28 protein-coding genes are annotated in these 23,562 nt (G+C 60.3%); 12 read left to right on the forward strand and 16 right to left on the reverse strand.

Going from position 1 to position 23,562, the window contains the following annotated elements; translation table 11 throughout:
* The first annotated feature begins 54 nt into the window (after positions 1-54).
* From IYW40_RS15560 to IYW40_RS15590, 7 genes are all read left to right on the forward strand, one after another.
* Positions 55-543 (forward strand): nuclear transport factor 2 family protein, encoded by a 489-nt coding sequence (locus IYW40_RS15560; protein ID WP_196401425.1) that lies wholly within the window; start codon positions 55-57, stop codon positions 541-543.
* Positions 544-575: 32 nt separating this feature from the next.
* Positions 576-1,217 carry a pyridoxamine 5'-phosphate oxidase family protein gene (locus IYW40_RS15565; protein WP_196401221.1) on the forward strand — a complete coding sequence of 214 codons (642 nt, stop codon included), beginning with the start codon at positions 576-578 and terminating at the stop codon, positions 1,215-1,217.
* 661 nt (positions 1,218-1,878) lie between these two features.
* A complete protein-coding gene (gene mtnP / locus IYW40_RS15570) occupies positions 1,879-2,793 on the forward strand; it encodes an S-methyl-5'-thioadenosine phosphorylase (RefSeq protein ID WP_348644290.1) in 915 nt (304 codons plus the stop codon).
* A 150-nt stretch (positions 2,794-2,943) separates the two neighbouring features.
* Positions 2,944-3,204 (forward strand): hypothetical protein, encoded by a 261-nt coding sequence (locus IYW40_RS15575; protein WP_175095241.1) that lies wholly within the window; start codon positions 2,944-2,946, stop codon positions 3,202-3,204.
* Positions 3,205-3,279: 75 nt separating this feature from the next.
* Complete coding sequence (locus IYW40_RS15580; RefSeq protein ID WP_196401223.1) at positions 3,280-4,125, forward strand: DUF692 domain-containing protein; 846 nt, start codon at positions 3,280-3,282, stop codon at positions 4,123-4,125.
* The gene (locus tag IYW40_RS15585) at positions 4,122-4,901 is read left to right on the forward strand and encodes a putative DNA-binding domain-containing protein (protein ID WP_196401224.1); all 780 of its coding nucleotides are present in this window, start codon (positions 4,122-4,124) and stop codon (positions 4,899-4,901) included. The genes IYW40_RS15580 and IYW40_RS15585 overlap by 4 nt, the downstream gene beginning before the upstream one ends.
* Before the next feature lie 30 nt (positions 4,902-4,931).
* A complete protein-coding gene (locus IYW40_RS15590) occupies positions 4,932-5,726 on the forward strand; it encodes a YiiX/YebB-like N1pC/P60 family cysteine hydrolase (RefSeq protein WP_196401225.1) in 795 nt (264 codons plus the stop codon).
* 2 nt (positions 5,727-5,728) lie between these two features.
* On the opposite strand, the gene IYW40_RS15595 is transcribed toward IYW40_RS15590, so the two are convergent.
* Positions 5,729-6,556, reverse strand: a complete 828-nt coding sequence (locus IYW40_RS15595; protein ID WP_196401226.1) for a TIGR04282 family arsenosugar biosynthesis glycosyltransferase — start codon at positions 6,554-6,556, stop codon at positions 5,729-5,731.
* Between the two features lie 159 nt (positions 6,557-6,715).
* Between IYW40_RS15595 and IYW40_RS15600 the strand changes: the two genes are divergently transcribed.
* The 3 genes from IYW40_RS15600 to IYW40_RS15610 are packed head-to-tail and all read left to right on the forward strand — an operon-like array spanning position 6,716 to position 9,407.
* Positions 6,716-7,321: a rhodanese-like domain-containing protein gene (locus IYW40_RS15600; protein WP_246720837.1), complete on the forward strand. Its 606-nt coding sequence runs from the start codon at positions 6,716-6,718 to the stop codon at positions 7,319-7,321.
* Positions 7,321-8,703 carry a hypothetical protein gene (locus IYW40_RS15605; protein ID WP_196401228.1) on the forward strand — a complete coding sequence of 461 codons (1,383 nt, stop codon included), beginning with the start codon at positions 7,321-7,323 and terminating at the stop codon, positions 8,701-8,703. Before IYW40_RS15600 ends, IYW40_RS15605 begins: the two co-directional genes overlap by 1 nt.
* A complete protein-coding gene (locus IYW40_RS15610) occupies positions 8,700-9,407 on the forward strand; it encodes a glycosyltransferase family 2 protein (protein ID WP_196401229.1) in 708 nt (235 codons plus the stop codon). The genes IYW40_RS15605 and IYW40_RS15610 overlap by 4 nt, the downstream gene beginning before the upstream one ends.
* A gap of 31 nt (positions 9,408-9,438) precedes the next feature.
* Here IYW40_RS15610 and IYW40_RS15615 read toward each other — a convergent pair whose 3' ends face one another.
* From IYW40_RS15615 to IYW40_RS15650, 8 genes are read right to left on the reverse strand one after another with little or no spacing between them, the layout of a single operon-like run.
* The gene (locus IYW40_RS15615; protein ID WP_196401230.1) at positions 9,439-10,302 is read right to left on the reverse strand and encodes a phosphate ABC transporter ATP-binding protein; all 864 of its coding nucleotides are present in this window, start codon (positions 10,300-10,302) and stop codon (positions 9,439-9,441) included.
* Entirely contained in the window at positions 10,299-11,186 is an 888-nt protein-coding gene (gene pstA, locus IYW40_RS15620; protein WP_196401231.1) for a phosphate ABC transporter permease PstA, read from the reverse strand. Before pstA ends, IYW40_RS15615 begins: the two co-directional genes overlap by 4 nt.
* The gene (pstC, locus tag IYW40_RS15625) at positions 11,179-12,057 is read right to left on the reverse strand and encodes a phosphate ABC transporter permease subunit PstC (protein WP_196401232.1); all 879 of its coding nucleotides are present in this window, start codon (positions 12,055-12,057) and stop codon (positions 11,179-11,181) included. Before pstC ends, pstA begins: the two co-directional genes overlap by 8 nt.
* Positions 12,014-12,826 (reverse strand): phosphate ABC transporter substrate-binding protein, encoded by an 813-nt coding sequence (locus IYW40_RS15630; protein ID WP_210327317.1) that lies wholly within the window; start codon positions 12,824-12,826, stop codon positions 12,014-12,016. Before IYW40_RS15630 ends, pstC begins: the two co-directional genes overlap by 44 nt.
* Before the next feature lie 38 nt (positions 12,827-12,864).
* Positions 12,865-13,917 carry a methyltransferase domain-containing protein gene (locus IYW40_RS15635; protein ID WP_196401234.1) on the reverse strand — a complete coding sequence of 351 codons (1,053 nt, stop codon included), beginning with the start codon at positions 13,915-13,917 and terminating at the stop codon, positions 12,865-12,867.
* Positions 13,918-13,962: 45 nt separating this feature from the next.
* Positions 13,963-14,649 (reverse strand): DUF1109 domain-containing protein, encoded by a 687-nt coding sequence (locus tag IYW40_RS15640; RefSeq protein ID WP_196401235.1) that lies wholly within the window; start codon positions 14,647-14,649, stop codon positions 13,963-13,965.
* Complete coding sequence (locus IYW40_RS15645) at positions 14,646-15,230, reverse strand: sigma-70 family RNA polymerase sigma factor (protein WP_246720838.1); 585 nt, start codon at positions 15,228-15,230, stop codon at positions 14,646-14,648. Before IYW40_RS15645 ends, IYW40_RS15640 begins: the two co-directional genes overlap by 4 nt.
* A gap of 37 nt (positions 15,231-15,267) precedes the next feature.
* A complete protein-coding gene (locus IYW40_RS15650; protein ID WP_348644291.1) occupies positions 15,268-15,735 on the reverse strand; it encodes a helix-turn-helix domain-containing protein in 468 nt (155 codons plus the stop codon).
* Between the two features lie 42 nt (positions 15,736-15,777).
* Here IYW40_RS15650 and IYW40_RS15655 point away from each other — a divergent pair, with 42 nt between their 5' ends.
* Both IYW40_RS15655 and IYW40_RS15660 read left to right on the forward strand, forming a co-directional pair.
* Positions 15,778-15,993: a 4-oxalocrotonate tautomerase family protein gene (locus IYW40_RS15655; RefSeq protein ID WP_196401236.1), complete on the forward strand. Its 216-nt coding sequence runs from the start codon at positions 15,778-15,780 to the stop codon at positions 15,991-15,993.
* Between the two features lie 16 nt (positions 15,994-16,009).
* Positions 16,010-16,591, forward strand: a complete 582-nt coding sequence (locus tag IYW40_RS15660; RefSeq protein WP_196401237.1) for a carboxymuconolactone decarboxylase family protein — start codon at positions 16,010-16,012, stop codon at positions 16,589-16,591.
* A 287-nt stretch (positions 16,592-16,878) separates the two neighbouring features.
* Here the strand turns inward: IYW40_RS15660 and IYW40_RS15665 are convergent, their stop codons facing one another.
* From IYW40_RS15665 to IYW40_RS15695, 7 genes are all read right to left on the reverse strand, one after another.
* Positions 16,879-17,478, reverse strand: coding sequence for a DUF3047 domain-containing protein (locus tag IYW40_RS15665; RefSeq protein ID WP_196401238.1), 600 nt, complete (start codon positions 17,476-17,478; stop codon positions 16,879-16,881).
* Between the two features lie 184 nt (positions 17,479-17,662).
* The gene (locus tag IYW40_RS15670; protein ID WP_196401239.1) at positions 17,663-18,520 is read right to left on the reverse strand and encodes a DUF547 domain-containing protein; all 858 of its coding nucleotides are present in this window, start codon (positions 18,518-18,520) and stop codon (positions 17,663-17,665) included.
* Between the two features lie 164 nt (positions 18,521-18,684).
* Positions 18,685-18,837, reverse strand: a complete 153-nt coding sequence (locus IYW40_RS15675; RefSeq protein ID WP_196401240.1) for a hypothetical protein — start codon at positions 18,835-18,837, stop codon at positions 18,685-18,687.
* Positions 18,838-19,705: 868 nt separating this feature from the next.
* Entirely contained in the window at positions 19,706-20,281 is a 576-nt protein-coding gene (locus tag IYW40_RS15680; protein WP_196401241.1) for a carboxymuconolactone decarboxylase family protein, read from the reverse strand.
* A 33-nt stretch (positions 20,282-20,314) separates the two neighbouring features.
* Positions 20,315-21,010: a TVP38/TMEM64 family protein gene (locus tag IYW40_RS15685; protein ID WP_196401242.1), complete on the reverse strand. Its 696-nt coding sequence runs from the start codon at positions 21,008-21,010 to the stop codon at positions 20,315-20,317.
* Positions 21,007-22,434, reverse strand: a complete 1,428-nt coding sequence (locus tag IYW40_RS15690) for an FAD-dependent oxidoreductase (RefSeq protein WP_196401243.1) — start codon at positions 22,432-22,434, stop codon at positions 21,007-21,009. The genes IYW40_RS15685 and IYW40_RS15690 overlap by 4 nt, the downstream gene beginning before the upstream one ends.
* Positions 22,431-23,429, reverse strand: a complete 999-nt coding sequence (locus tag IYW40_RS15695) for a radical SAM protein (RefSeq protein WP_196401244.1) — start codon at positions 23,427-23,429, stop codon at positions 22,431-22,433. The genes IYW40_RS15690 and IYW40_RS15695 overlap by 4 nt, the downstream gene beginning before the upstream one ends.
* Between the last annotated feature and the right edge of the window lie 133 nt (positions 23,430-23,562).

Consider the following 23,562-nt stretch of genomic DNA (forward strand, 5'->3'; position numbering starts at 1 on the left):
CGCGGAGGACCCTGCGCCGGTTCCTGACCGCGAGAGGAGCTTTCAATGACCGAGATGACCAAGACGACCCAAGATGCCGGCGTCCGTCCGCCGCTGCCGCCCTTCACACGCGAAACCGCCATACAGAAAGTCCGAATGGCCGAAGACGCCTGGAACACGCGCGACCCAGAGCGCGTGTCGCTCGCCTATACGGAGGACAGCCGTTGGCGCAATCGCGCGGAGTTCCCGGTGGGCCGCGCCAACATCGTCGCGTTCCTGAAGCGCAAATGGACGCGTGAGATCGAATATCGCCTGATCAAGGAACTCTGGGCGTTTGCCGAGAACCGGATCGCGGTGCGCTTTGTTTACGAGTGGCGCGATGACGCGGGCGGCTGGTTCCGCAGCCATGGCAATGAGAACTGGGAGTTCGATGCGCGCGGGCTGATGCGACTGCGCTTCGCGAGCATCAACGATCAGCCGATCCGCGAAAGCGAACGGAAGTTCCGCTGGCCGCAAGGCCCGCGGCCTGCGGATCACCCGGGTCTTTCCGATCTCGGACTTTAAAAGGCTCGGGCGCGAGCCTGCAGGAGGACGCCATGCCGCATCGCTACGCTGACATCGCCTTCACCCCGACGGTGAAGAAGGCGCAGGAGCAATTTGGCAGCCGCAACGCTTATGCGCGCATGGAGGGAGCGCCGGAGCCCAGGAACCATCGCCTGAGCGAGGCGGAGGCCCAATTCATTGGCGCCCGAGATTCGTTCTACATGGCGACGGTCAGCGAGACCGGGTGGCCCTACATCCAGCATCGCGGCGGGCCGATCGGATTCGCGCGCGTGCTGGACGAGACCACGATCGGTTTCGCGGATTTCCGCGGCAACCGGCAATATATCAGTCTTGGCAATCTCATGACCGATGATCGCGTGTCGCTCTTCTTCATGGACTACCCCAACAAGACGCGGCTGAAGCTCTTTGGGCGCGCGAAGATCATCGGTCTCGACGACGAGGCGACCTTGTCTCGACTCGAAACCTCGGATTACCGGGCCCGCGTCGAGCGCGGCTTTCTGATCAGGGTCGAGGGGTTCGACTGGAACTGTCCGCAACACATCGTCGAGCGCTACACGCTCGACGAGATGCGCGCGATGACGGCGCCGCTCACCGCGCGGATCGCCGAACTCGAGCAGCAACTCGCCCAGGCGGCCGGCGCTGCGAGCGCAATCCAGGTTCGGCGCGAAAATTGAAGATGCGGCGCCGGTTCAGGCCGCTCGAGCCGTAAACGCCGCCGAACACCGCCCCGAAGATTTGGTGCGGATCGAGTCATGCAAACAGACCCCCACAGAATCGCGCCAATCGCAAAGTGAACGAGCCACCCCGCGATCGACGATGGCGCAGCCATCACCTTTATTCCTTTGAGCTTCCGGCGAGATCAGAGAGCGAGACCAAGAACAGGGCGTACGCGCGCGCATGGTCGTAGCCCACATGCCTAACAAGCTTCCCGAGCGCGATGAGACGCTTCTTGTTCACCTTCGCCGCGACCACGCCCGGAAAGCAGCTCTCAAGATACTCAGTACGGTGGGGCAGATGATCTCAGGAGCCGACTTATCTTTCGATGCAGGAGGCAAATAGGTTACGGCAGGTCCACTGTCGGGCAGTCAAAATGCTGGCGATTGATTTTTTTGGAAAGGGGAGCGGCTTATCGCTCATTTGAGTCTTCGGCCGTTCGACGCTGTTCACACGATACGAATTCATTTTCGCTGTAAAGCGCCGCGAGGTTACATCCGAGGCGCGGGTAGTTGCGCGGAGCGCCAAACGCGCGTCCCTGGCGTGTCTCGACGCATAGCTCGCGCGTCTCTGTCGCTACAGTGTTGATGAACGGCCCGAAGGCGTCATGCTACAGCAATCATGGATCGCCCCACTGAGGAGAGGATTTTGACGCACTGGACATTGGGAATAATAGGTGGATCGGGCCTGTACGAATTCGAAGGCCTAATGGATCGCCGCTGGGTCAAGGTCGACAGCCCATGGGGCGAACCTTCCGATGAATTGCTCTTTGGCGTGGTAGAAGAGACTCGTTTGGTTTTTCTGCCGCGGCATGGGCGGGGTCACCGACTTCCGCCCAGCGCCATAAACTCGCGCGCCAACATCGATGTCCTGAAACGGGCTGGTTGCACAGACATCTTGTCGGTCTCGGCTGTGGGGTCGCTGCAGGAGGAGTTGGCGCCAGGCATGTTCGCCACCGTCGGTCAGTACGTCGATCGAACGGAAAATAGAGCGAGATCGTTTTTTGACGCAGGCTTCGTCGCGCATGTCTCCATGGCTGACCCAGTTTGCCCTCGCCTGTCCAGCTACGCCAAGGACGCCGCCCGCCAGGTAGGCCTGAGACTGATCGAGAGCGTGACCTATCTGGCAATGGAAGGACCGCAGTTTTCAACGCGCGCGGAAAGCCGGCTGTATCGAAGCTGGGCTTGCGATGTCATTGGCATGACCGCGATGCCGGAGGCTCGACTCGCCCGGGAGGCGGAGCTTCCTTACGCCAATCTTTGCATGATCACGGATTATGACTGTTGGCGCGAAGACAGCGCCGAGGTGGACGTCGCGAGCATTTTGGCGGTGATGCGCGCGAACGTGGGAGGCGCCCAACGTCTGATCGTCGAACTCGCGAAACGACTCCGCAATCCCCGGGCGCCTTCGCCGATCGACAGCTGCCTGGATTCTGTTGTCATCAGCGATCCATCGGTGTGGGATACAAACCTCCTATCGAAATTGGACGCTATTTGTGGTCGTCGCCTGAAGAAAGCCAGCGAGCCCGCGAGCTAGCTACGAGCTGGCGCCCGATTAATTGCATGCAACTCCAACGGATACATTCTCTGTAACTTTAGGCGCGCTCCGCGCGAAACATGTTTCGTGAGGCTCGTGAGGGGTCCTCACCGCTGTTCGCCAATTGAGCGAACCAATAGGGAGATTGACATGAAGGTCAGTATCGTTTCGGGCTCGACTCTCGCCGCCGCGGCGATTGCGCTGGCGCTTAGCGGCGCGGCCTCGACGCCAGCTGCCGCGAAAAAGGGCATGAAATCCGTTCATTGCATGGGCCTCAACGCCTGCAAGGGCCAGGGCGCCTGTCAGACAGCGAGTAGCGGTTGCAAGGGCCAAAACGCGTGCAAAGGCCAGGGCTGGCTCCCTGCAAAATCGAAGGGCGCCTGCGAGGCGCAGGGCGGCACTGTCGGCTGACGGATCAGGATAATCGGGCGGACTCGCCATCCGCCCGCTTCTCCATTGCTGCCCACGTACTCTGAGACATTCGCCATGAGCAAGCCTTTGTCATTGGGTTTTGGTCTCGGGCTGCGGCCAGTCTATTACCGAGAGCTTCTCGAAAGCCGGCCGAATGTGGACTGGCTAGAGATCATCACGGAAAATTATCTTGTTCCGGGAGGACGGCCGGTCGCCATGCTCGAACGCATTCGAGCCGACTATCCCATTGTCATGCATGGCGTGTCGATGTCTCTGGCGTCCACCGATCCCCTCGATGTCGATTATCTCAAAACCCTCAAGAAACTCGCTGATCGTATCGAGCCCCGTTGGATTTCCGATCATCTCTGCTGGACGGGCGTCCATGGCGTGAACATGCACGATCTACTTCCCGTTCCGTATACTTTCGAGGCGTTGCAACACGTTGTCGACCGGATAAATCGCGTGCAGGATTTTCTGGGACGAAGGATCGCGATCGAGAACGCGTCCACCTACGTGACGTTCCATGAATCCGAAATGGACGAATGGACCTTTGTCCGAGAGATGGCGGAGCGCGCCGACTGCTGGCTGCTTGTCGACGTAAACAATATTTACGTCTCTGCGTTCAATCATGGCTTCGATGAGCGCCAATTTGTCGATGCAATTCCAGCAGAGCGTGTGGTGCAACTACACCTCGCGGGCCATTCGGACGCCGGAACGCATAAGATCGACACGCATGATCAGCCAATTTGCGCTGACGTGTGGAAGCTTTACGAACGGGTTTGCCGCCAATTCGGCGAGGTCTCGACGATGATCGAGCGCGATGACAACTTTCCGCCATTCCATGAACTGGTCGCCGAACTCGACCGTGCAAGGTCGATATACGCCGCCGTCGTCCACTCACGAGAGGAGACGGCTGCATGACGCTCGCCGAGCTGCAAGACAGATTTCAGGCCGGGATATTGAGCGAAGAAGCAATAGCTCCTCGGTTCGTCGTGAATTCGAAAAGGACGAACGCGGAGACGCTTTTTGCCGTCTACCATAATGCTTACCGACTTCGCCTCGCAGAGTTTCTTTCGAACGACTACCCGGTTCTGCGAAATTATCTTGAGGACGAGGAATTCGGATCTCTCGTCGAGGCGTATATTTCAGCGGCGCCGTCGCGCGTTCGAAACGCGCGCTGGTACGGAGCGCGACTCCCCGAATTCATGAGAACGCATGCGCGTTTGGAAAACGACATACAAGCGATCGACCTCGCGCGCTTCGAGCGTGCGCTCGCCGATGCGTTCGACGCCGCCGACGGGCCACGCCTCTCTATCGACGTGCTAGCCGCTGTTTCTGCGGAAGGCTCGCCATCGATTTCTTTCAAATTCCACCCTAGCTGCGAACTCCTGGATCTCGCCGTCGGAACCGCGGCCTTATATGAAGCGGCGCGTGACGGGCAGGAGCTGCCACTCATCGATGAGGGGGAAGAGCACATCCTGTTTTGGCGTAGCAGCGATCATCAGTCGTCTTATCGTCTCGTTTCGCCCGACGAGCGGCTTGCCCTGATTGAAGCTTCGGCGGGAAAGTCGTTTGCCGAGATCTGTTCGCTTCTCCAATTCCAGGGGTCCGGCGAGAACGTCGCTGCCCGAGCCGGGGAGTTCCTCACGCAGTGGTTCGCGGCAGGGATCATATCCTGTCTGGCGCTCGATGACTGAACCGCCATGTCTCGCGCAGAGCCGATCGCGATGAGAAAGACTCTCGGATGGTTCGGCGATGGACTGGCGCGCTTCCTGACGACCCCGACCCATGTTCATAGCTCCGGGCCCGTAACGAACCCGACGCGGCTGTTGGCATGCCTGCGTCCCGCCGACGTTTTGCTCATAGAGGGGAACAGCCGAGTCAGCGCAGCAATAAAATATCTGACACAGTCCCCGTGGTCGCATGCGGCGCTCTATGTGGGTTCGCACCTCACGCAGACCGCCACGGACCGTGACCACTGCTTCGTCGAAGTCGACTTGGTGGACGGCGTGCGTACCGTCGGGATTAGCGAATTCGAGAATGTCCAGACACGTATTTGCCGGCCACTAGGGCTCGACGAAACCGAACGCCGCAAGGTGACGTCCTATGTCATCGAGCGTTTGGGCAATCACTATGATCTTCGCAACATCATCGATCTTGCGCGTTATCTGTTGCCGAACCCGCCGGTTCCGCAGCGGTTCCGTCGTCGCATGATCGCCTTGGGCAGCGGCGATCCTACGCGGGCCATTTGCTCCACATTGATTGCGCAAGCGTTCCAATCGATCCGCTATCCGATTCTGCCGATCGTGAATGCTCGGGATATGAGCGCGCCTGATTGCCCGGGATGCATTGAAGAGATCCTCACCATTCGCCACCACGGGCTGTTCACGCCGAGGGACTTCGATGTTTCTCCCTATTTTCAGATCGTCAAACCTCTCATCGATGGTGAATTCGACTTCCGCGCATTGCGCTGGGACGATGGCGCGTCGCCTGCGCGCAACGCCGTTTTCAAGCATCCCTGACGTTAGCGTGTCGGCCAATGCCTCGAATCATGATCTGACTCCAGATAAAATTCGCGGTTCTGGCTCCACTTCTTGATCATGGCGCGGGTCGCGAGCGCGGGAGCAGCGTGCAGCTCACCAGAATGCCCATTCGCACCAGCTCCAGAACTTCCGAAGCTTGGCGGCACGCCTGCGATTTCTTCGAGCAGGCGCGAAAAGTCGGCTGCGTCATCGACATCGTACCACATCGGAAGCTCGACGGTCGGGATATCCAATTCCCGCGCGCGGTCGCGCGTCATTCGCGCGACCTCATTCGTGCTCCAGGGGATGTCTCGAAACAGCTCCCAGTGAGCATGCTTGAGTCCGATCAAGTAATATCCGCCATCGAATGCCGGGCCAAGAACGACGCAATCTTCATGGCGCCGGAGCGCGTCCGACGCCATCGCTAGAATCTGCGGAGGAAGCGTCGGACTGTCAGAGTTAATGAGCATCGCGCCGCCGCGATGGCGTTCGAGGAGACTGGCGATTGCGCCATGGACGATTGACGAGAAGTCATCGCCGTGTTGCGGAACGAGACGAAATGAGCGGGGAAGCAACGCCGCGATCTCGGCGGCGGCGTCGATCGGGACGTAAAGCCCATAGCCCTGCAAGTTGTGGCTTGGTTGGAGGGTCTCGATAATTTTCGCAACGTCACGCAGGAAGCACTCAGAAAGCGCGGCTGCGAAATCCGCGCCGATCGTGCGACCCAGGCGAGTTTTCGCGTGACCGGGACGCGGCGCTTTGCACATAAGCCCAACAGCGATCGCCTCAGCTTGGGGCAGGGACCATATCGGCGGGGTCGCCTGAGGCATTTCAGCTCCTTCGCTCGGTTATGCGAGGCTATTCGCATTGGAGCACCCCGAAGTTACGGGGCTCTGCGCCTTCTATTTCGTCGGCTCTCGCCATGGTGAATGTAACTTTTCGCTTAGCGGCTCGAACTAGCTCTCGACTGTCCAACCGGATAAGGATGAATGGCGTCAAAGCAGGCAATCCAACGTAGGGGGCGGCTCTGGAAATCCTCTAATTTCCTCTGGGCTCTTACGCTTGTCGGAATAGTCAGCGGCGTTACCTTTGTTGAACGTCGCCCTGTATCGATCCCAAATCCTGCATCGAAGAACGTCGCTTTGGCGGACGTAGAGCGCGCCGTTGCAGCAAAGTACAATGTGCCCAACATCGTAAGCGCTGAAGCATCTCGACTAATCGCGTCCGGGGACGCCGTTCTATTTGATGTTCGCGAGAGTCACGAATTCGACGCGGGGCACTTGCCTGGCGCGGTCCATGTTGATCCCGCCGAATCGGCAGATCGTTTCCTCGCCGAACATGCAGCGGAGCTGCGCGGGCGCGTCGCGATCTTTTATTGCTCCGTTGGCGTGCGCAGCTCAATCATGGTGGAGCGCATCGCGCAGGCGGCCGCAGCGCATGAATCCCTCGCGCTTTACAATCTCCGAGGAGGGATTTTCGGCTGGTTCAGCGAAGGGCGGCCTGTCGTCGATTTGATCGGGTCCGTCAATCGAATACACCCGTACGACGAGTCATGGGGCGGATTGCTTCAGCGCGCCATGAAGGCGCGCGATTGATGAGCATTTGGGTAGGCGCTCTGCTGGCGGCAAGCCAGATTGCGCTCGTCGTCCTGAGCCCTGGATTGACTCATGCGGCGGTGAGGGATTTCGCCGGCGTCGCGCCGCTCGTCGGGCTTCTGTCGGCGTCGGCGGCGGTCGGGCTCGTTTATATGCATAGTCGGGCGATATCCGCGAGGCTGAGTCGTGCGTCGCCTATTTGGCCGATGGTTGGACTTGGCCTCGCCATGAGGCTCGTCTGGTTCGCGACGGCGCCGCCGCTCGAAGACGACTTTTACCGCTATCTTTGGGACGGAGCCGCCGTCGCCTCGGGTCGCAGCCCCTACGCGCTTTCGCCGGCACAGGCGGCGACAGGTCAGAACGGGACGCCGCCCTTCGACCTGCTGGCCGAGACCGGGCGCTCGACGCTCAAACGCATCAATTTCCCGGAATATACCTCGATCTATCCTGGCGCCGCGCAACTCGCCTTTGGCGCCGCGCACCTTGTCGCGCCCTGGAGCGTCGACGGCCTTCGGCTCGTTTTTGCAATCGCCGACGTTGCGACGCTCGGCGTCATGTTTCGGCTTCTGGACGAACTGAACCGACCGCGCATGCTGGCGGCGCTTTACTGGTGCAATCCTCTCGTTGTTTTTGCGGGCGCCGCGACTGTTCATGTCGATCTTCTGCTTGGCCCGCTGGTTCTCGGCGCAATGTTCGCCGCCTATCGCATGAGGTCCACTGCGTGCTCGGCGTTGCTAGCGCTGGCGGTCGGCGTCAAGATATGGCCCATACTTCTCGCGCCTCTCATCGCGCGCGCGCATCTCGACGGGCGGCGCTATCCAGTCATCGCCATTTTTGTCTTCGGGATTGCAGCGGCAATTCTGCTGGCGCCGCTATTCGCCGCTTCCTTCACGGATCGCTCAGGTCTCGCGGCCTATGCAGCGCATTGGCAAATCAACAATGCGCCCTTTACATGGCTGTGCGGGCTGTTCGACTGCGTCAGCGGCGACGCTTCTCGCTGGACGGCAAAAACCTTGCGTTCTCTTTCTGGCGTCTCCGCCGCGGCCGTCGCCGTAATCATCGCAATGCGTCCGATCGAGGATTTGCGTGACCTTCTCGGCCGCGCGCTCATCGTCGCCGCAACCGTTTTCTATCTGTCCCCGGCGCAATTCCCCTGGTATGCGCTGTGGTTCCTACCGCTCGCAGCCGCTGTACAGTGCTGGCCGCTGCTTCTGGCTTCCGTGACGCTTCCTGCATATTATCTGTTCTTTCCGATGGCGGCCATGGGCGAGCGCGCGCTGTTTCAGAACGGGGTCGCAATTTTGCACGCGGCGCCGGTCTGGGCTTGGCTTCTGTGGCGCCGAATTCATGACCAGAAGACGCACTGCGCGAGCCGCACATGAACAACGCCGTTGCGCCGGGCGATCTTTCCATCGGGGTCGTCATTCCGGTGAAGAACGAAGCCGCCGCCTTGCCGGTGGTGTTGTCTGCGATTCCGGATTGGGTGAAGATCGTTGTCGTCGCCGATGGCCAGTCGAGTGATGGTTCGGGCAAGATTGCAAGAGATCTGGGTGCGGTCGTCGTCATGGAGCCGCGCCGCGGCTATGGACGCGCGTGTCTGACCGCGCTCTCGGTCATGCCATCCGTGGATGTGATCGTTTTCATGGACGGCGATGCAAGCGACGATCCGGCCGACATGTCGGCGCTCGTCGCGCCTATCGCCGATGGCGCTGCCGATCTTGTCCTTGGATCACGAACGCTGGGAAAACGGGAAGCGGGCGCGTTGACGCCGCAGCAAATGTTTGGAAATTGGCTTGCCTGCCTGCTGATGCGGTGGATCTGGGGCGCGCGTTATACGGATCTCGGACCTTTCCGCGCCATAAGGCGCGACGCCCTCAGCCGACTGGCGCTGACCGACGAGAATTACGGTTGGACGGTGGAGATGCAGGCGCGCGCGGCGAAACATGGCTTGCGCACGCTCGAAGTTCCGGTTCGCTACCGAAGACGCATCGGGGCGTCAAAGGTTTCGGGCACGCTTAGGGGCGCCATCGGCGCCGGCGTCAAGATACTCTACGTCATCGGCCGGGAGGCCCTTCGGCAAGGCTGACGGCTTCGCTCGGCCTTCCGTAGCGCGCGCCTCAACCCCTTCGCCCGCCAACATAAGCCGCCGTCAGTTCATGGCGTGGCGAGTCAAAAATTCGCTGGCAATGATCAAATTCGATCAGCACGCCGGCGCGATCCTTCACCCAGAAGAAGCCGGCATAATTGGCGACGCGGCGCGCCTGGGCCAGATTGTGAGTGGCGATGACAATCGTGTAGCTACCTCGCAGACTCGCGATCAGATCTTCGACGATTGTCGAGGAAACGGGATCGAGCGCGCTGCACGGCTCGTCCATCAGCAGGACGTCCGGCTGCAGCGCGAGGGCGCGGGCGATACACAGACGCTGTTGTTGTCCGCCGGACAGCGCGAGCGCGGGGGCGTCGAGCCGATCCCTGACCTCCTCCCAAAGGCCGACGTCGACGAGCGACCGCCACACGGCCGCATCGAGATCGGCGCGGCGCCGAACGCCATGCTCCTTCAGCGGCATCTCAAGATTGCGTCGGATGGAGAGCGGAAATGGATTGGGCCGTTGGAAGATCATTCCCACGCGACGCCGCAGCGCCCGGACATTGGTGAGCTGATCATGAATATTCTGGCCATCGAAAAGAATTCGCCCTTCGACTTCGCATCCCGGAATGAGATCGCTCAGCCGGTTGAGGCTCGACAGGAAACTCGTCTTTCCGCAGCCTGACGGACCGATCAGCGCTGTGACGCAACCGCGGAAGATATCGAGGCTCACCTCCTTGAGGGCCGCGCGTCCATCATACGCCAGCGTCAGATTCTCGACGCTAATCTGTGGCCTCGGCTCGCAGCAGGCAGGCCCGGCCGCCAGCGGGCCGAGGGTATAGGCGGCGCGGCCGGAGCCGGCTGTTGCGTCTGTGTCTGCAATATACGCGATCATGCGCGGGCCATCCTTCGGCCGAATATTCTGTTTGAGAACCAAAATGCGAGACTGTTCGCGGCGATCAGGAAGGCGATCAGAACGAGCGCCGAGGCATAGGCGTTGGCGTCGCCGCCGCTGACATTCATCGTGAGATCATAGATATGGACGGAAAGCGCTCGGCCGGAGTCGAAGAGAGATGACGGCATACGATCGACATAGCCACTTGTGAAAATGAGCGCCGCCGTTTCCGCCACCGCCCGGCCAATTCCAAGGCTCAGGCCGGCGGCGAGCGACGGCGCGGCGGCGGGCAGCAGGACATGCCAGAGAAGGGTCGCGCGTGAGAGATCAAGGGCGGCGGCGCCGAGGCGCCACTCGATCGGCGAAGACCGCAGTCCTGATTCGACCGTGCGGATCAGGATAGGAAGCGCCATGCACGCGAGGGTCATGCCGCCCGAGAGAATCGAAAAACCGAGGCCCAGAAAGACGCAAAAGAATGCGCCGCCAAAGAGACCGAATACGATGGACGGCGTACCCGCGAGGACGTCCAGACTGAGACTCATCCAGCGCGCCAAGCGTCCGCCTGCGGGCGTGAATTCCGAAAGGAAAATTGCGGTGGCGACGCCGAGCGGCGCCGCGATCGACATCGCCACAAAGACAATCAGAAATGTCGAGACGAGGATGGGCGCGAGACCGCCATCGCGCCCCGCATTGCGCGGCGGAGTGGTGAGAAAGGTCCAGTCGAGGCGGCCCACGCCCTGCCGCGCCAGATCGGCGAGCAGCCAGAAAAATATCGCGGCGACAAGCAAGGCGGCGATGCAAATGCCGAAGCCGTACAGCGCGTCACGCAGGGAAGGAGTCGGCAGCGTTGTCGACGCCGCCTGGGGTCTTGCAACCTCATCCATGACAGCGGTCCCCCGAAAGGCGCCAGGCTGCCGTCGCCAGTGCGATGACAAGAGCTGTGAGGATCAGTCCGGAAACGAACAGCGAGGAGCGGTGGCTTCCGGTCGCGTAAGCCATCTCCAGCGCAATATTGGCCGTCAGCGTGCGCACTGGGTCGAATAGGCTCAACGGCGCCTGCACGACATTGCCGCTGACCATGACGATCGCCATCGTTTCGCCGAGGGCGCGCGCCGCGGCAAGCAGGATGCCGGCGGCGACGCCGCCGCGCGCGGCGGGAAGCAGCACATGCGCCAGCGTCGCCTCGCGCGACAATCCCAGCGCCACAGCGCCCCGCCCATATGCATCGGGGAGGGAATCCAGCGCCGCCCCGCTCGTCAGAGCGATGGTCGGCGTAATCATCACTGTCAGGATCAGAATCCCGGCGAGCAGGCTGGCGCCGGGCGGCTCGAAGCGGCCGATCAGCGGGACGATGGCGGTCAACCCCCAAAGTCCGATGACGACAGATGGGACGCCAGACAACAGAGTCATCGACCAGCGATGAATCCATCCGATCGGAGGCGGCGCATAATGGCGGCAGAAAATCGCCGAGGCGACTCCGAGCGGCGTGGCGAGGATGACCGCGCCGACCGAAGCCGCAAGCGACGCGGACAGCATGGGGGCGAGGCCGAAGAGGCCCTCGGTCGGGCGCCACGCCGGGTCGAAGAGAAATCGCGCAGGACCAATCGTGGATAGCGCCGGCCACGATTCCTTCAGAAGGAAGCCGACGATCAACACGAATATGGCGGACGAGCCCAGCGCGGCCGTCGCCACCGCCGCGACAAGTCGCGTATCACGGCGCGACCGGGACGAAGAACTGCGATTCGACAATGTCATGAACGCCTCTCGATCGAGCGAAATCGATGAAACGTCTCGCAACCGCCCCGGGCCCTCCCTTGCTGATAAGATTGAGCGGACGGGCGAGCGGAAAGGATTCGCTTCGAACATTCTCAACCGACGCCGCGACGCCACTCATCGGCATGAGCCTGATGTGAGCGCCGTGATCCGCCTCATATTCCGCCGAACCGATCGACACATAGCCGATGGCGCCAGGATTGCCGGCCACCGTCTTTATGGCCTGCTGATTCTCGCCGATAATGACATGCGCTTTCACGTCGCCGCCCTTCAGCTTGAAATAGTGGAGGAACAGTTCGAGGGTCGACCGGCCCTCAGCCTTGTTGACGACCGTAATCCGTCCGGCTGCGCCGCCAGCTTTGCTCCAATCGGTGATCTTTCCCGTATAGATCGCGACAATCTGCTCGTCCGTCAGAGACCGGACCGAATTATTCGTATTCACGATGATCCCGACGCCGTCGCGCGCGATCGTAAAGAATTGCAGGTCCGTCTCGTCGGCGTTCGGCGCGCGCGACGCCATGCCGAGGTCCGCGAGGCCTGAGCGGGCGTCGGCGACGCCGCGAGAGGAACCGCCCGATTGCACGTCGACGCGGATGCTGGGGTTTTGCTCCTCGAACCGCTTGCCGATCTCCGCCGCGAGCGGCGCCACGGTGCTCGAGCCAGTCAGCACGAGCCGGTTGTCGGCCGCATGCCCGAGAGACGACGAGAAAAAAGCGATATAGACCGCGCAAATGCGGCCGATAGACGCCAACGCGCATCGGTCCTTTCCGCGGAACCAAGAGACCGACATCAGCAGCAGTCGCCGAATTCGCCGCCGCGACTGGCGTCGGGGGAGAAGGGGATGTTCGTCCTACAGCCGGGAAACACGCCGTAATGATGGGAGAAGTCGCCGATAAACTCGAAATGCGGCGCGAAGCGGCTTTCCTTCAGCATCCGCCAGCTATTGCCACAGACCGGGAAAATCCGCCCCTTTTCCATCGCGTGATGGCTGTCGAGCGAGAACTCATGCGGCGCTTCCGGAACGCCGCCTTTGTAAATCACCGCCTGACCATAGTCCTCGCAGGCGGGCTCGAGCGCATCAATCTTAAACAGGCGATATGTCGCCGAATAGAAGCGCGCCGCGCCAATTTTTTCTTCGACTCCCGGGTCAGTGATCTCAAGTGGCCGGCTTGTCACGAGACGCGGATCGCCAAAGCCCGCGGACCTTCCCAGGGCGAGAAAATCCCCCCAATAGAGCGCTCCGCCGAGGCATTCGCCATACAGGATGGGATCGCCGCGCACCGCCTCATCAAGCCGCCGGTCGGCATAGACGTCGGCGAAATAAAATTCGCCCCCAGGCTTGAGCAGGTCGAAGACGCCCTCGAGCACCGCCGGCTTGTCGATCGACAGATTGACGACGCAATTGGATACGACGACGTCGAAGCTGCCCGGTTCGAGTCCGAGCGTGTTGAGCGCCTCGATATATCCTCTGAGAAACCGCACGTTCAGCCGATCGAAGCCGAATTTCGACATATGCCACTCGAGATGCGCCTCAGCGACCACAAGCTGCTCCGGCGTCATATCGACGCCAACAACTTCGCCCGACGGTCCGACGAGCTGGGCAAGCGCATAAACATCGCGACCCGATCCGCAACCAAGGTCCAGGACGCGGCGTCCCTGCAAAAGCTCCGGAACGACGAGGCCGCAGCCATAATATTTCGCCAGCACCTCGTCATGGACGTTCGACAGGAGCGCTTTGACGCGCTCCGGCATATTGTCCGGCGTGCAACAGGCTTTGGTTTTGAGGTCCTGCGATCCCTGAAGGATCTTGCCGTAATAGTCCTTGACGACCTGGATGTTCATGAGCGCGCCTTTTTAGCCGACCGTCACCCTTTCGGCGGAATCCCGTTAGCAGTGAGGTGTCGTTTGATTGTCGAGCGAACGCATATCGACGGTTCGCCAATAAAGGACATGCCGACCGAAGAGCGCAGCAAGTCCTGAGAGGACAAGGACCGAGCCGAACTGCCAGACAAGCACCATGACGCTTGATTCCTGCTGATGGAACAGGAGCATGCCGGCCGCGACCAGCGCCGCCGCCGCGAGCGTCGCGAGCCCGGTTGTCAGGTAGGGCGCAATTGGCGCGCCTCGGCGAACCATGAGCAGGATCAGGATCAGCGGCGCCGCGCTTGTCGCAACGATTTTCCAGAAGCAACTGAATTCCAGCTGAATGGCGAGACCCTGCACTCCATGGAGCGTCCAATCGCGCCAGCAGCCTTCGCCAAGAGACGCTAGCCAGACCAGCAAGAACGGAAAAGGCGCGAGGCGCTCCCACAGCGGCCGGCCGGGGCAGGTCGAGCAAAACGCGGCCGCCGCCGCCATCATCGACGTCAGAATGACGGCCGAGAGCTCGATTAAGAAGCGCGGTTCCGCGATCCGAACCGAGAAATCCGCGCGCAACCCAACGACGAACACCAAGCCCGCGGCATAGGCGAGAGAAAGAGCAAACCACATCATTGCGCGCCATATGGGGTGCGGTAGACGGCGGACGGGCTTGGCGCTTGCGGCGAGGCGACGAATAAGTTCTTCCGAATTCATTGCGTCTCTCTTTTCAACACTTCACGCATCGTCTTGAGCCCCCGATGCACGCTGACCTTCAACGACGCCACGCTCTTGCCAGTCACGGCGGAAGCCTCCTGGAGCGACAGACCTCGCACTTTCATCAGCTCGACCGCTTGGCGTTGCCCGTCTGGCAATTGCGCCAGGGCGCGCCGTATCGCCTCTTGATCATCGCTGGTCTCCTGTTCGTTCTTCGTATCGTTTCCCGAAAAGGTTTCGGGCATGATGTCGACCGTTGTTTCATTCGCGGATCGAGCTGTACGCCGACGCGCGGCGTCGATCGTCCGGCGCATCGCGATCGTCATCAGCCAGGGCATGAAAGGGCGAGCGGGGTCGTAAGTGTGTCGGACGGTATGGACCGACAGCAAAACCTCCTGGACGATGTCTTCTACGTCCGGCGCGCTTGGCCATCTGTAAGCGACGAATCTGCGAAGGACGGGAAGAATTTCAGAGAGAAGCGCAGCATAGGCGGCGGTGTCGCCGTCTTGAGCGGCGCGCATCAGTTGCCGCCAGCGTTCCTCGCGCTCCAACCTCGCGCGGTCGTCTCGGGGGGTAGACATGCCGTTTTGACCCTCGGCGCAGAAAGAAGAGCGCTGCTTAATTGCTTGAGCGCAGGATTTTCTTTTCAATCGAGCTTGAGGCGGGCTCCGGACTGGCCTCAGGTTGTTTTCGCTGTATGTGCGTTTGGCCCCACTGGTACAGCTCCCGCAGCAATGGCTCCAGCGTCCTGCCGAGATCGGACAGGGAGTATTCGACCTTGGGCGGCACCTCGGCGAAAACCTTACGCAGAATCATGCCGTCGGCTTCGAGTTCGCGTAGCTGGAGGGTCAGCATTCTCTGCGTAACATTTGGCATCAGCCTGCGAAGTTCATTGAAGCGTCTTGTGCCGTCGAGAAGGCGAAACAGGATCGTCGCCTTCCATTTGCTTCCCATCACGTCCAGGGCGGCTTCGAGCGGGCAGCATGTGTAGGTCTGATGTCGCTGTTTCCTCATGCACGCTCCATTGGTATCAAAAAGGACACTATAGCTAATATTAGTGCCTACTTGTGCAGCTTGCAAATACATGTGGATATCGCTCCATTGACGCTAAGCCAAAGGAGCAGCGGCATGCCACTCGTGAACATCAAGGGAATCAGCGGCTATCTGACGCTTGATCAAAAGAAGCAACTCATCTCGGGGGTGACGGAGGCCGTACTGGCGGTGGAAGGCGAGGGCCTGAGGGACGTGACCTGGGTCATCGTCGAGGACGTGGCCCCCGGCGCCTGGGGGGTCGGCGGCCAGCCTATGACGGACGCCGATCTTCGTCGTCTGGCGAATCGTTAGTCGGAGAGCGAACGCAATGAGCAACACCTATCGAATTAAAGACGTCCCCTTCCTCACGATCGAGACGGCGACGGGAAAAGCCCGGAGCCTGCTCGAATCCGCTAAAAAACAAATGGGGTTCACGCCAAAAATGTATGGGGCCATGGCCAATGAGCCGGCGCTATACGAAGCCTATTCCTCCGGCTATGCGGCCTTTCGTCAGGAATGCGGATTTACTCCCATCGAGCAAGAAGTGATCTTTCTCGTCATCAGCCGCTGGAACGAGTGCCACTACTGCATGGCGGCGCACAGCTTTGTCGCCGACAAGATGTCGAAGGTGCCACCCGATGTGACGGACGCCATCCGCGACGGCCGGCCAATTTCCGACGCCAAGCTGCGGGCGCTCGCGGAGTTCACGCGGATCATGCTCGAAAAGCGAGGGCGTCCAAACGAAGCCGACGCGCAGGCATTCTTCTCCGCGGGATACAGCGAGAGAAATATTCTCGGGATCATCCTCGCCATCAGCGTCAAGACGATCAGCAATTATGCGAACCACGTCTTTCACACGCCGGTAGACGAGGTCTTCGCCACGCGCGTGTGGGAGATGGCGCAGGCGTAAGGGGATTGATATTCGCGTCGGCGTGTTCCGTCATGGACGGGACACGCCGATTTCGAGGAAACGACAATGAAGATATCGATTGAAACACAAATCACTGTCGAAGCGCCACCGACCAGGATTTGGCAGATCCTCACCGACTTCCCCGCTATGCATTCCTAGAATTCCTTTATTCGTTCGATTTCGGACGTGCTCACGCCGGGAAACCGCCTTAGCACGCAAATTGCGCCGCCTGGTCGAGCCCTCAGCTGCGAAATTAGAGCAATCAGAGATTCAACTCTTAGTGACTACTAGCGTCCGTCCACTATCGGCCCGAACAGGGCGGATGCGGGCTCATTCGTCTGATCATTGTCGTTGAACACGGCGATGAAATTCAACTCGCCTGGCTCCTTGCCGAACACATTTCTATAGTCGCCGGCGACGTCACGCTCTTCGACGCGCATAAGACCGATGTCGGCGCTTCCGCGGAGTTGGATATAGGCGAGGCTTTGGTGTCGCTGGGAGCGGATGATCGATCCGTTGTGCAGGGGCGTCGCCGTCCAAACATAGCCCAACGTCGGAACGTCGCGATTGAGAAACGACGGCTTGCCGAAAACGAACATGATCATTGCGCCAAAATCTTCGGTTGCGAGCATGCGCAAATCTGCCGTGGCCTGGAGTTGGTCGACGCGCCATCGCCACCGAACGCGCGTCAGCTCAGCGCCGTGCCGTTCAACTGGATGATAGAGACCGGATGCGGATTTATGAGGGACGCTACGTAGCATGGCGCCCTGCGCGCTCTCCTCGACGCTGAAATCGTTTCGGCCAACGAAGTCGATCCGCTTCGCGCTAGCCAGCGCTTTTGCAGGATCTAGCAGGAGACTTTCCGCCCGCGCGACGGACAAGGCCATCCACGTCATCCAGAATAGCGAAATAGCTCCTGCGCCGAGCTTCGCTTTTGTCAATTTCGTATCGCTCCCCGTCCTATGACGAGCCATTATTCCATGAACCAGTCATGACTGACGACCGGCGACATGCCGCTCATGAAAAATTTGCGTGCCGACGCGCGTCCTGCCGGAATAGCGGAGCCCCGCTTCACCGCAGGACATCGTTGAGCGTCCAATCGTAATGATGACTGCCGATCGATCTTACAGAGTCGAGTTTTAACCTGAGAGACGGAGTCGCATATTTGCGGAGATGTCTGAGGACGCCCACATCATCGCCGCCGAAGTCCGACTTGAACCATTCGTAAATCGACGAAACCACGAGCCGGCCGCCGGAGAAATTCGTTCCTCGCGGGTTGTTGACATAGGCTTTCGCCGCCGCGTCGAGTTGCGCGTCGAGGCGGGCGCCGGTGAAGGCGTGCGTCTGTAGATTGGGACAGCCGACCGATGCGCAATTTACGGAATAATGTGCTCGCGGATCCTTGAACAGCGGCCGCAGCACGCCGTGCTCGATGTCGTCGAGGCTGAATTCGACGCCCTGCAATGTCAGCACTTTGGCCTTCCAGGGGCCGCCGGTGAACGCCGCAAAGAGCCCGCCGCCGAGCGAGACGTTTTTGATCGATGAGACAGGATAGTGATCCAGCACGATGTCGATCGTCTTTGCATTATAAAGATTAGCGAGGAAGGCGAATTGCTCCGAACGGCTGAGCGTTCGCGGGTCGACGGCGCGCAGGCTTTCAAGATACTGCTTTAACTCCGCGTGGCCATTCGCTTGAAAGCTCCCATAGTCCACCCGGTTCAGTCCGTCATCGCCCGGATGCACATAGGTTTGCAACAGACGGTCCCACGCCGAATGATCGACAATCACGGAAGGATCATTTGCAGCTACGCGGAAGAGATCCGCGGGCTCGGTTGTCGCCGCGGCCGCGTAAGATATAAGCGCGAGAAGTGACGCCACGCGCACACCCCCCCAAAAAGCTACGTCAATCACTTCGGCAATTCTTTGCATTCGTGGCTCCTTCTAGGCGGCAATTCCGCCGTCGACTCTGGCGGCCGTTCCAGGGCATACGTTTAAGAGTTGACGTTCCTCGCGATGTGCGCGGGTCTCGCGGAGATCACATCGTCGGCCCGGCGGCGAGCGCCGGGATCGCACTTGCTTGATTGCTTGCTCGACTAGAATCTTGCCAGGATCGGCGCGGGCGCAAACAGATTGAAGCGATAATTCACGCCCGCGCGGACGGTGTGAAATCGTGTGTCCCCGCGATTGCCGGCAAAATATGCGTTTCCGCCGTTGTTGCTCAGACTGGTGTAGAGAGGCTGCTTCATCTTGCCGTTCCTTCGTACTGGTTTTGATCTGGAGCTCGCGGCCTTATTGCATCGACTGCATTTGCGCGCCGGTCACGAAGTGACTTTAGCGGCGAACGCTTTCCATGTTTCCCAGTTCGCAAGGTCGAAGAGGAAAGTTACACGTGGACGAATTCATTGATGCGAGAACGGCGGCAAATGGAACATGTCCTACAAATACTGCGACGCATGTCGTCAAACGGAAAGATCAAAACGAAGCGCTAGCGTAAGCGATGTCTCATGCGAAGGCGATCAGCGATGCAAGGCCAGGGCTTTCGTCATTGCCGGTTCAAGGCCTGTCTTGGAAGACAATGAACCGACGCGCCACGACGCTTCACGCGGATTGCTTTTCGACGATGTATCAGCTGCGGCGACTCGTTACGCGGCGAAGCGCTCGCCGCTCCACCTGTTCAGACGAAATTGCACAGTTAGAATGCGGCGCTGCGTGTTGCCGCTCTCGTCGAGAAAGGATCGCAAGCTATCGACCATGCGCTACGATGGCGCTCAACCGACGGCGATGAGGGTGACGACAAGGATGACGACAGCCGCCGCAGCGTAGATCGAAAGAGCAGCGGCGATGGCGTTCATGAGCGTCGTCCTGTCTTGCGCGGCGAAACGGGCGCTTAGATCTCGCGCCTCGAAGCGTTGGCCGCATTCGACAATGGAATCTTCGAACGAACTGTCTGAAAGTTACAAACGCCGTGGAAGCGTCGCAATTGCGATGCGCGCGTTCGGCGAACATTCAGCGTTCAGCAATCCCCTCACTGAATTGGGCGCGTACGAGCCTCCGTCGCTCGAATCGCGATCATGGCGCGCGCAGTGACTCATGAGCGTCGAGCGACGGCTAGGACTATGGGGAAAGCGAACTCGCGCTCGATTGCGCCGGCGCGACGCAAAAGCCCTGAGGTGGGACATCGAGCGCCGCGTTGAATTTCGATGAAAGGTTCTGAAACGCGATTAACCCGGTCAATTCTACGATGGCGTCGTCGGGCCACCTCAGTTTTAGTTTTGCTCGCAAGTCGTCGCTTACGCCCGGCTCAGTGATCGTCATCGCTTCGGCGTATTCAAGAGCGAGCTTTTCGTCCGCGGTGAAGAGCGCGCTCTCCCGCCATGCGGCGAGCGCCTCGATTTTCTGCATTGGGACACCGCGCTTCGCCAGCGTCGCCGAATTGATGTCGACGCAAAACGCGCAATGATTGATTTGCGAGACTCGTACTGTCACCAGAGATCGTAGTGCAGGCGAGAGCGGGGACGACCGCCGATCCAGCGCGCCATAAAGTAATGCGACAGCCGCGAAAACCCAAGGCGAGCGACCCCACAGCAGACCGGGATCGAGCACGCGGCCATAGGTTCGCCGCTGCTTCCAGAAGAAAAGTCGAATGAACCACGGATAGTCGGTTATCTCTTTCGCCGGCACAACGGACATTTGCGGGATTCCCATCAGTGAGAGAGATGAGGCTCAAGACGGCGCTTTGCGCAATCTGCGCAAGGCGACCGGCAATAGCGATAAAAGACCGAGCCCAACAAGGGCGGCGATCAGGGTCGGGCTGAATACGTCCTTCAGCCGCACATCGTCTCCGGCGTCGAATACTTGCCCCAGGCTTGCGCCAAAGGCTGTGTAGACCGTAGTCCCCGGGATGATCCCGAGAGCGGTCGCTGCAACATAGGGAGCAAGTCGCATGTCGAGCAGCGCCGGGGCCAGATTGACGGCCCAGAACGGGAAGGCCGGAACAAGGCGCAGGAACAGCAGATAGCTGAAGGCGTCCTTGCGAAAGCCCTCGGCCATGCGGGCAAGAAACGGCCCAGCGCGTTGACGCAGCAAATCGCCAAATGCCGAACGCGCGATAACAAACAGGAGCGTCGCCCCCACCGTCGCGCCAATGACGGTCAGCGTCGCGCCAAGCGGCACGCCAAAGAGGAAGCCGCCGGCCAGCGTCATGATTGTCGCGCCCGGCAGGGAAAGCGCGACAACGGCGGCATAGGCAAGAACAAAGCCGATCGCCGCCAAAAACGCGTGAGACTCGACAAAGACGAGAAGTAGGGCGCGATGGTCTTTCAGAGCTTCGAGCGTCAGGTAGCGATCGAGCCGGAACGCAAAAGCGGCCGCGACGAGCGCCACCAGAACAAGGAGAGGGGCGACGCGTTTAAGGTTCATCCGAAAAGTCCCAGAAAGCGCACGAGTTTGCGCGTGCGCGGAGAAAAGAGCGTCGGCGTGTAGTAGCTCCCAGCGGCCCGCTTGGAGATTTCGCTTAGCGTCGGATAGGGAGCGATGAGATTGGCGATGGCGCCGATTTTCAGGCCTTGAGAGATCGCTAACGTCCAGGGCGCGATCAATTCGCCGGCCTTCTGGCCGACCATCGTCGCGCCGAGCACCCGCCCGCGCTTGGTCGTAAGGACTTTGAGAAAACCGCGAGTCGTCCCCTCGGCGCGCGCGCGGTCGTTGTCTCGAAATTCGGCGCGCAGCAATTGCGCGCCGTCGCCATAGTGGTCCCGCGCCTGTTCTTCGTTGAGACCGACCTGAGCGAGTTCGGGGTCGGTATAGGTGACCCACGGAAAGGGCGATGGCTCGCTTTTCGCTGGCAGCCGGAAAAGCGCATTACGAATGATGATGCCGGCGTGATAGTTCGCCATATGCGTGAACTGAAGTCCGCCAATCACATCTCCGGCGGCGAAAATGCGTTTGTTCGTCGTGCGCAGGCGCGCGTCGACCTCGACGCCCTTGGCGGAGTAGCGCACGCCGGCCGCCTCTAAGCCAAGATTTTCGATATTTGGCTTGCGGCCCGCAGCAAGAAGCAGATGCGAGCCATCGAGGCGTTTCTCTCCAGCCTCCGTCTCAATCACGAGCGCGACGCCGTGATTTCCGTTCTCTACCCGTGCGATTGTTGTGTTTTCCAGTATGTCGACGCCCTCTTCGGCGAGCGTCTCGCGCACGACGGCGACCGCGTCCGGATCATCTTTGGGCAAGATGGGACCAATATCGAGCAAGGTGACTTTCGCGCCGAGGCGCCGATGCGCCTGCGCCATTTCACAGCCGATCGGCCCGGCGCCAACGATGAGCAAATGGTTCGGTAGGACCGAATTCTCGAAGATCGACTCGTTCGTGAAATAAGGAACGTCTTCGATTCCCGGAATGTCGGGGATCGCGGCGCGGCTTCCTGTCGCGAGCACGAAGCGCCGCGCGCGGATGATTTTGCCGCCGGCTTCGATCGTTCGTTCATCTATAAACCGGGCGCGCGCCTGTATTACCGTACAGCCTAACCCAACAAAGCGCTCAACCGAGTCGTGCGGCGCGATCGATGCAATCACGTCATGCACATAGGCGTTGACAGCCGCGAAATCGACGCGGGGCTCGCCGCCATGAACGCCGAAGCGCGTCGCTCGCGAAACCGCATTCGCGGCCTTGGCGGCCGCGAGAAGCGATTTCGACGGCACACAGCCCGTATTCAGGCAATCTCCGCCCATGCGGTTTGCCTCGATAAGAATCGTCTGGGCGCCCATCTGCGCCGCGCCCGCGGCGACGGAGAGACCGGCGGAGCCGGCGCCGATAATGCAAATGTCGCACGTGACTTGTTCGCTCACGATCCATTGTCTCCCTTCGCGCTGCACGAAGCGCCGCCAAGAACGCAAAAACGCGAGCAGAAGACATGGTTGAGACTGACCGAGCGAAATGACTCCGCGAGCGTCGTCCCCAACTCGAAGCCATGCGCGTCCGGCAAAAGCGTGCAGGACACAACAACAGGCCGCTCCGCTCCCTTGCGCTTGATCACCATCCGCGAAGTCGCGCACATCATGTCCATGGGGGAGCGGCCCAATATACTCCAGCAGCCTTCGCTGATCTCCGGCGCATCTTCGCGCGCGTCCATTTCCGGGAAGAGGACCAATCGAGCGGCATCGTCTGCGTCGAGGCGCAACCCCAGCCTGTCGAACAGCGCGCGAAATCCGCGTCGCGTCTCGGCTTCGGTCTCGTCCCATACGAGACGCGAAGCGATGGTCAGATCAAAATTATTCGATGCGAGCCAGCGCAGGCCGTCGATGGCTGGCTTCCAGCTGTTGGGTCCGCGAATTTTTTCATGGCCGGCCGCTTCGTAATGGTCGAGCGATACGCGTATCGTCAGCCTGTCTAGGAATCTCGCGCTGAGATCGAGTAGCTTCGCCTTCGCGCGCTGCATCGGTTTCATCCCATTCGTGAGGACAACAACCCGATGGCCCGCGGTGAGGCTATCTTCGAGCATTCCCGGCGTATCGGGGTTCATGAAGGGCTCGCCGCCGGTGAATCCGATTTCTAACGGTTCACCAGAGAGCCCCGCCGCTTCCATCAGGAACGCCGCCGCCTCGGCGCGCGTCAGATAGGAAAGGCGGTCGTTGCGCGGCGAGGATTCGATATAGCACCCCTCGCAGGCGAGATTGCAAAGCGTCCCCGTGTTGAACCACAAGGTTTCAAGACGGTGAAAGGGAACCGACGCGCGGCGTTCGCCCTTGGCCGTGACGTCTGGATCAGCGAATTGGGCCGCCGCCCGGGAAAGGTCTGCGCGAACGCCTTCCCCATTCAAGACACTGACCGAAGGGACTCTCATACGACGGTTCCTTGATGTTCAGTTAAGCAATTCGAATCTGCGCTACAAAAGGTTTCACCGCTGCGGCGGATATGTCGCGCCGCAGCTATATAGTCGGCCAACGGCCTTCCTCGAGGATGTTTTCTAATCTCCG

It is taken from the genome of Methylocystis sp. H4A (genome assembly GCF_015709545.1).
Classification (GTDB): domain Bacteria; phylum Pseudomonadota; class Alphaproteobacteria; order Rhizobiales; family Beijerinckiaceae; genus Methylocystis; species Methylocystis silviterrae.

Excerpts from the sequence above, each read along its gene's own strand:
- IYW40_RS15560 (WP_196401425.1), top strand. The coding sequence starts at position 55 with ATGACCAAGACGACCCAAGATGCCGGCGTCCGTCCGCCGCTGCCGCCC.
- IYW40_RS15565 (WP_196401221.1), top strand. The coding sequence starts at position 576 with ATGCCGCATCGCTACGCTGACATCGCCTTCACCCCGACGGTGAAGAAG.
- mtnP (WP_348644290.1), top strand. The coding sequence starts at position 1,879 with ATGGATCGCCCCACTGAGGAGAGGATTTTGACGCACTGGACATTGGGA.
- IYW40_RS15575 (WP_175095241.1), top strand. The coding sequence starts at position 2,944 with ATGAAGGTCAGTATCGTTTCGGGCTCGACTCTCGCCGCCGCGGCGATT.
- IYW40_RS15580 (WP_196401223.1), top strand. The coding sequence starts at position 3,280 with ATGAGCAAGCCTTTGTCATTGGGTTTTGGTCTCGGGCTGCGGCCAGTC.
- IYW40_RS15585 (WP_196401224.1), top strand. The coding sequence starts at position 4,122 with ATGACGCTCGCCGAGCTGCAAGACAGATTTCAGGCCGGGATATTGAGC.
- IYW40_RS15590 (WP_196401225.1), top strand. The coding sequence starts at position 4,932 with ATGAGAAAGACTCTCGGATGGTTCGGCGATGGACTGGCGCGCTTCCTG.
- IYW40_RS15595 (WP_196401226.1), bottom strand. The coding sequence starts at position 6,556 with ATGCCTCAGGCGACCCCGCCGATATGGTCCCTGCCCCAAGCTGAGGCG.
- IYW40_RS15600 (WP_246720837.1), top strand. The coding sequence starts at position 6,716 with ATGGCGTCAAAGCAGGCAATCCAACGTAGGGGGCGGCTCTGGAAATCC.
- IYW40_RS15605 (WP_196401228.1), top strand. The coding sequence starts at position 7,321 with ATGAGCATTTGGGTAGGCGCTCTGCTGGCGGCAAGCCAGATTGCGCTC.
- IYW40_RS15610 (WP_196401229.1), top strand. The coding sequence starts at position 8,700 with ATGAACAACGCCGTTGCGCCGGGCGATCTTTCCATCGGGGTCGTCATT.
- IYW40_RS15615 (WP_196401230.1), bottom strand. The coding sequence starts at position 10,302 with ATGATCGCGTATATTGCAGACACAGACGCAACAGCCGGCTCCGGCCGC.
- pstA (WP_196401231.1), bottom strand. The coding sequence starts at position 11,186 with ATGGATGAGGTTGCAAGACCCCAGGCGGCGTCGACAACGCTGCCGACT.
- pstC (WP_196401232.1), bottom strand. The coding sequence starts at position 12,057 with ATGACATTGTCGAATCGCAGTTCTTCGTCCCGGTCGCGCCGTGATACG.
- IYW40_RS15635 (WP_196401234.1), bottom strand. The coding sequence starts at position 13,917 with ATGAACATCCAGGTCGTCAAGGACTATTACGGCAAGATCCTTCAGGGA.
- IYW40_RS15640 (WP_196401235.1), bottom strand. The coding sequence starts at position 14,649 with ATGAATTCGGAAGAACTTATTCGTCGCCTCGCCGCAAGCGCCAAGCCC.
- IYW40_RS15645 (WP_246720838.1), bottom strand. The coding sequence starts at position 15,230 with ATGTCTACCCCCCGAGACGACCGCGCGAGGTTGGAGCGCGAGGAACGC.
- IYW40_RS15650 (WP_348644291.1), bottom strand. The coding sequence starts at position 15,735 with ATGTATTTGCAAGCTGCACAAGTAGGCACTAATATTAGCTATAGTGTC.
- IYW40_RS15655 (WP_196401236.1), top strand. The coding sequence starts at position 15,778 with ATGCCACTCGTGAACATCAAGGGAATCAGCGGCTATCTGACGCTTGAT.
- IYW40_RS15660 (WP_196401237.1), top strand. The coding sequence starts at position 16,010 with ATGAGCAACACCTATCGAATTAAAGACGTCCCCTTCCTCACGATCGAG.
- IYW40_RS15665 (WP_196401238.1), bottom strand. The coding sequence starts at position 17,478 with ATGGCCTTGTCCGTCGCGCGGGCGGAAAGTCTCCTGCTAGATCCTGCA.
- IYW40_RS15670 (WP_196401239.1), bottom strand. The coding sequence starts at position 18,520 with ATGCAAAGAATTGCCGAAGTGATTGACGTAGCTTTTTGGGGGGGTGTG.
- IYW40_RS15675 (WP_196401240.1), bottom strand. The coding sequence starts at position 18,837 with ATGAAGCAGCCTCTCTACACCAGTCTGAGCAACAACGGCGGAAACGCA.
- IYW40_RS15680 (WP_196401241.1), bottom strand. The coding sequence starts at position 20,281 with ATGTCCGTTGTGCCGGCGAAAGAGATAACCGACTATCCGTGGTTCATT.
- IYW40_RS15685 (WP_196401242.1), bottom strand. The coding sequence starts at position 21,010 with ATGAACCTTAAACGCGTCGCCCCTCTCCTTGTTCTGGTGGCGCTCGTC.
- IYW40_RS15695 (WP_196401244.1), bottom strand. The coding sequence starts at position 23,429 with ATGAGAGTCCCTTCGGTCAGTGTCTTGAATGGGGAAGGCGTTCGCGCA.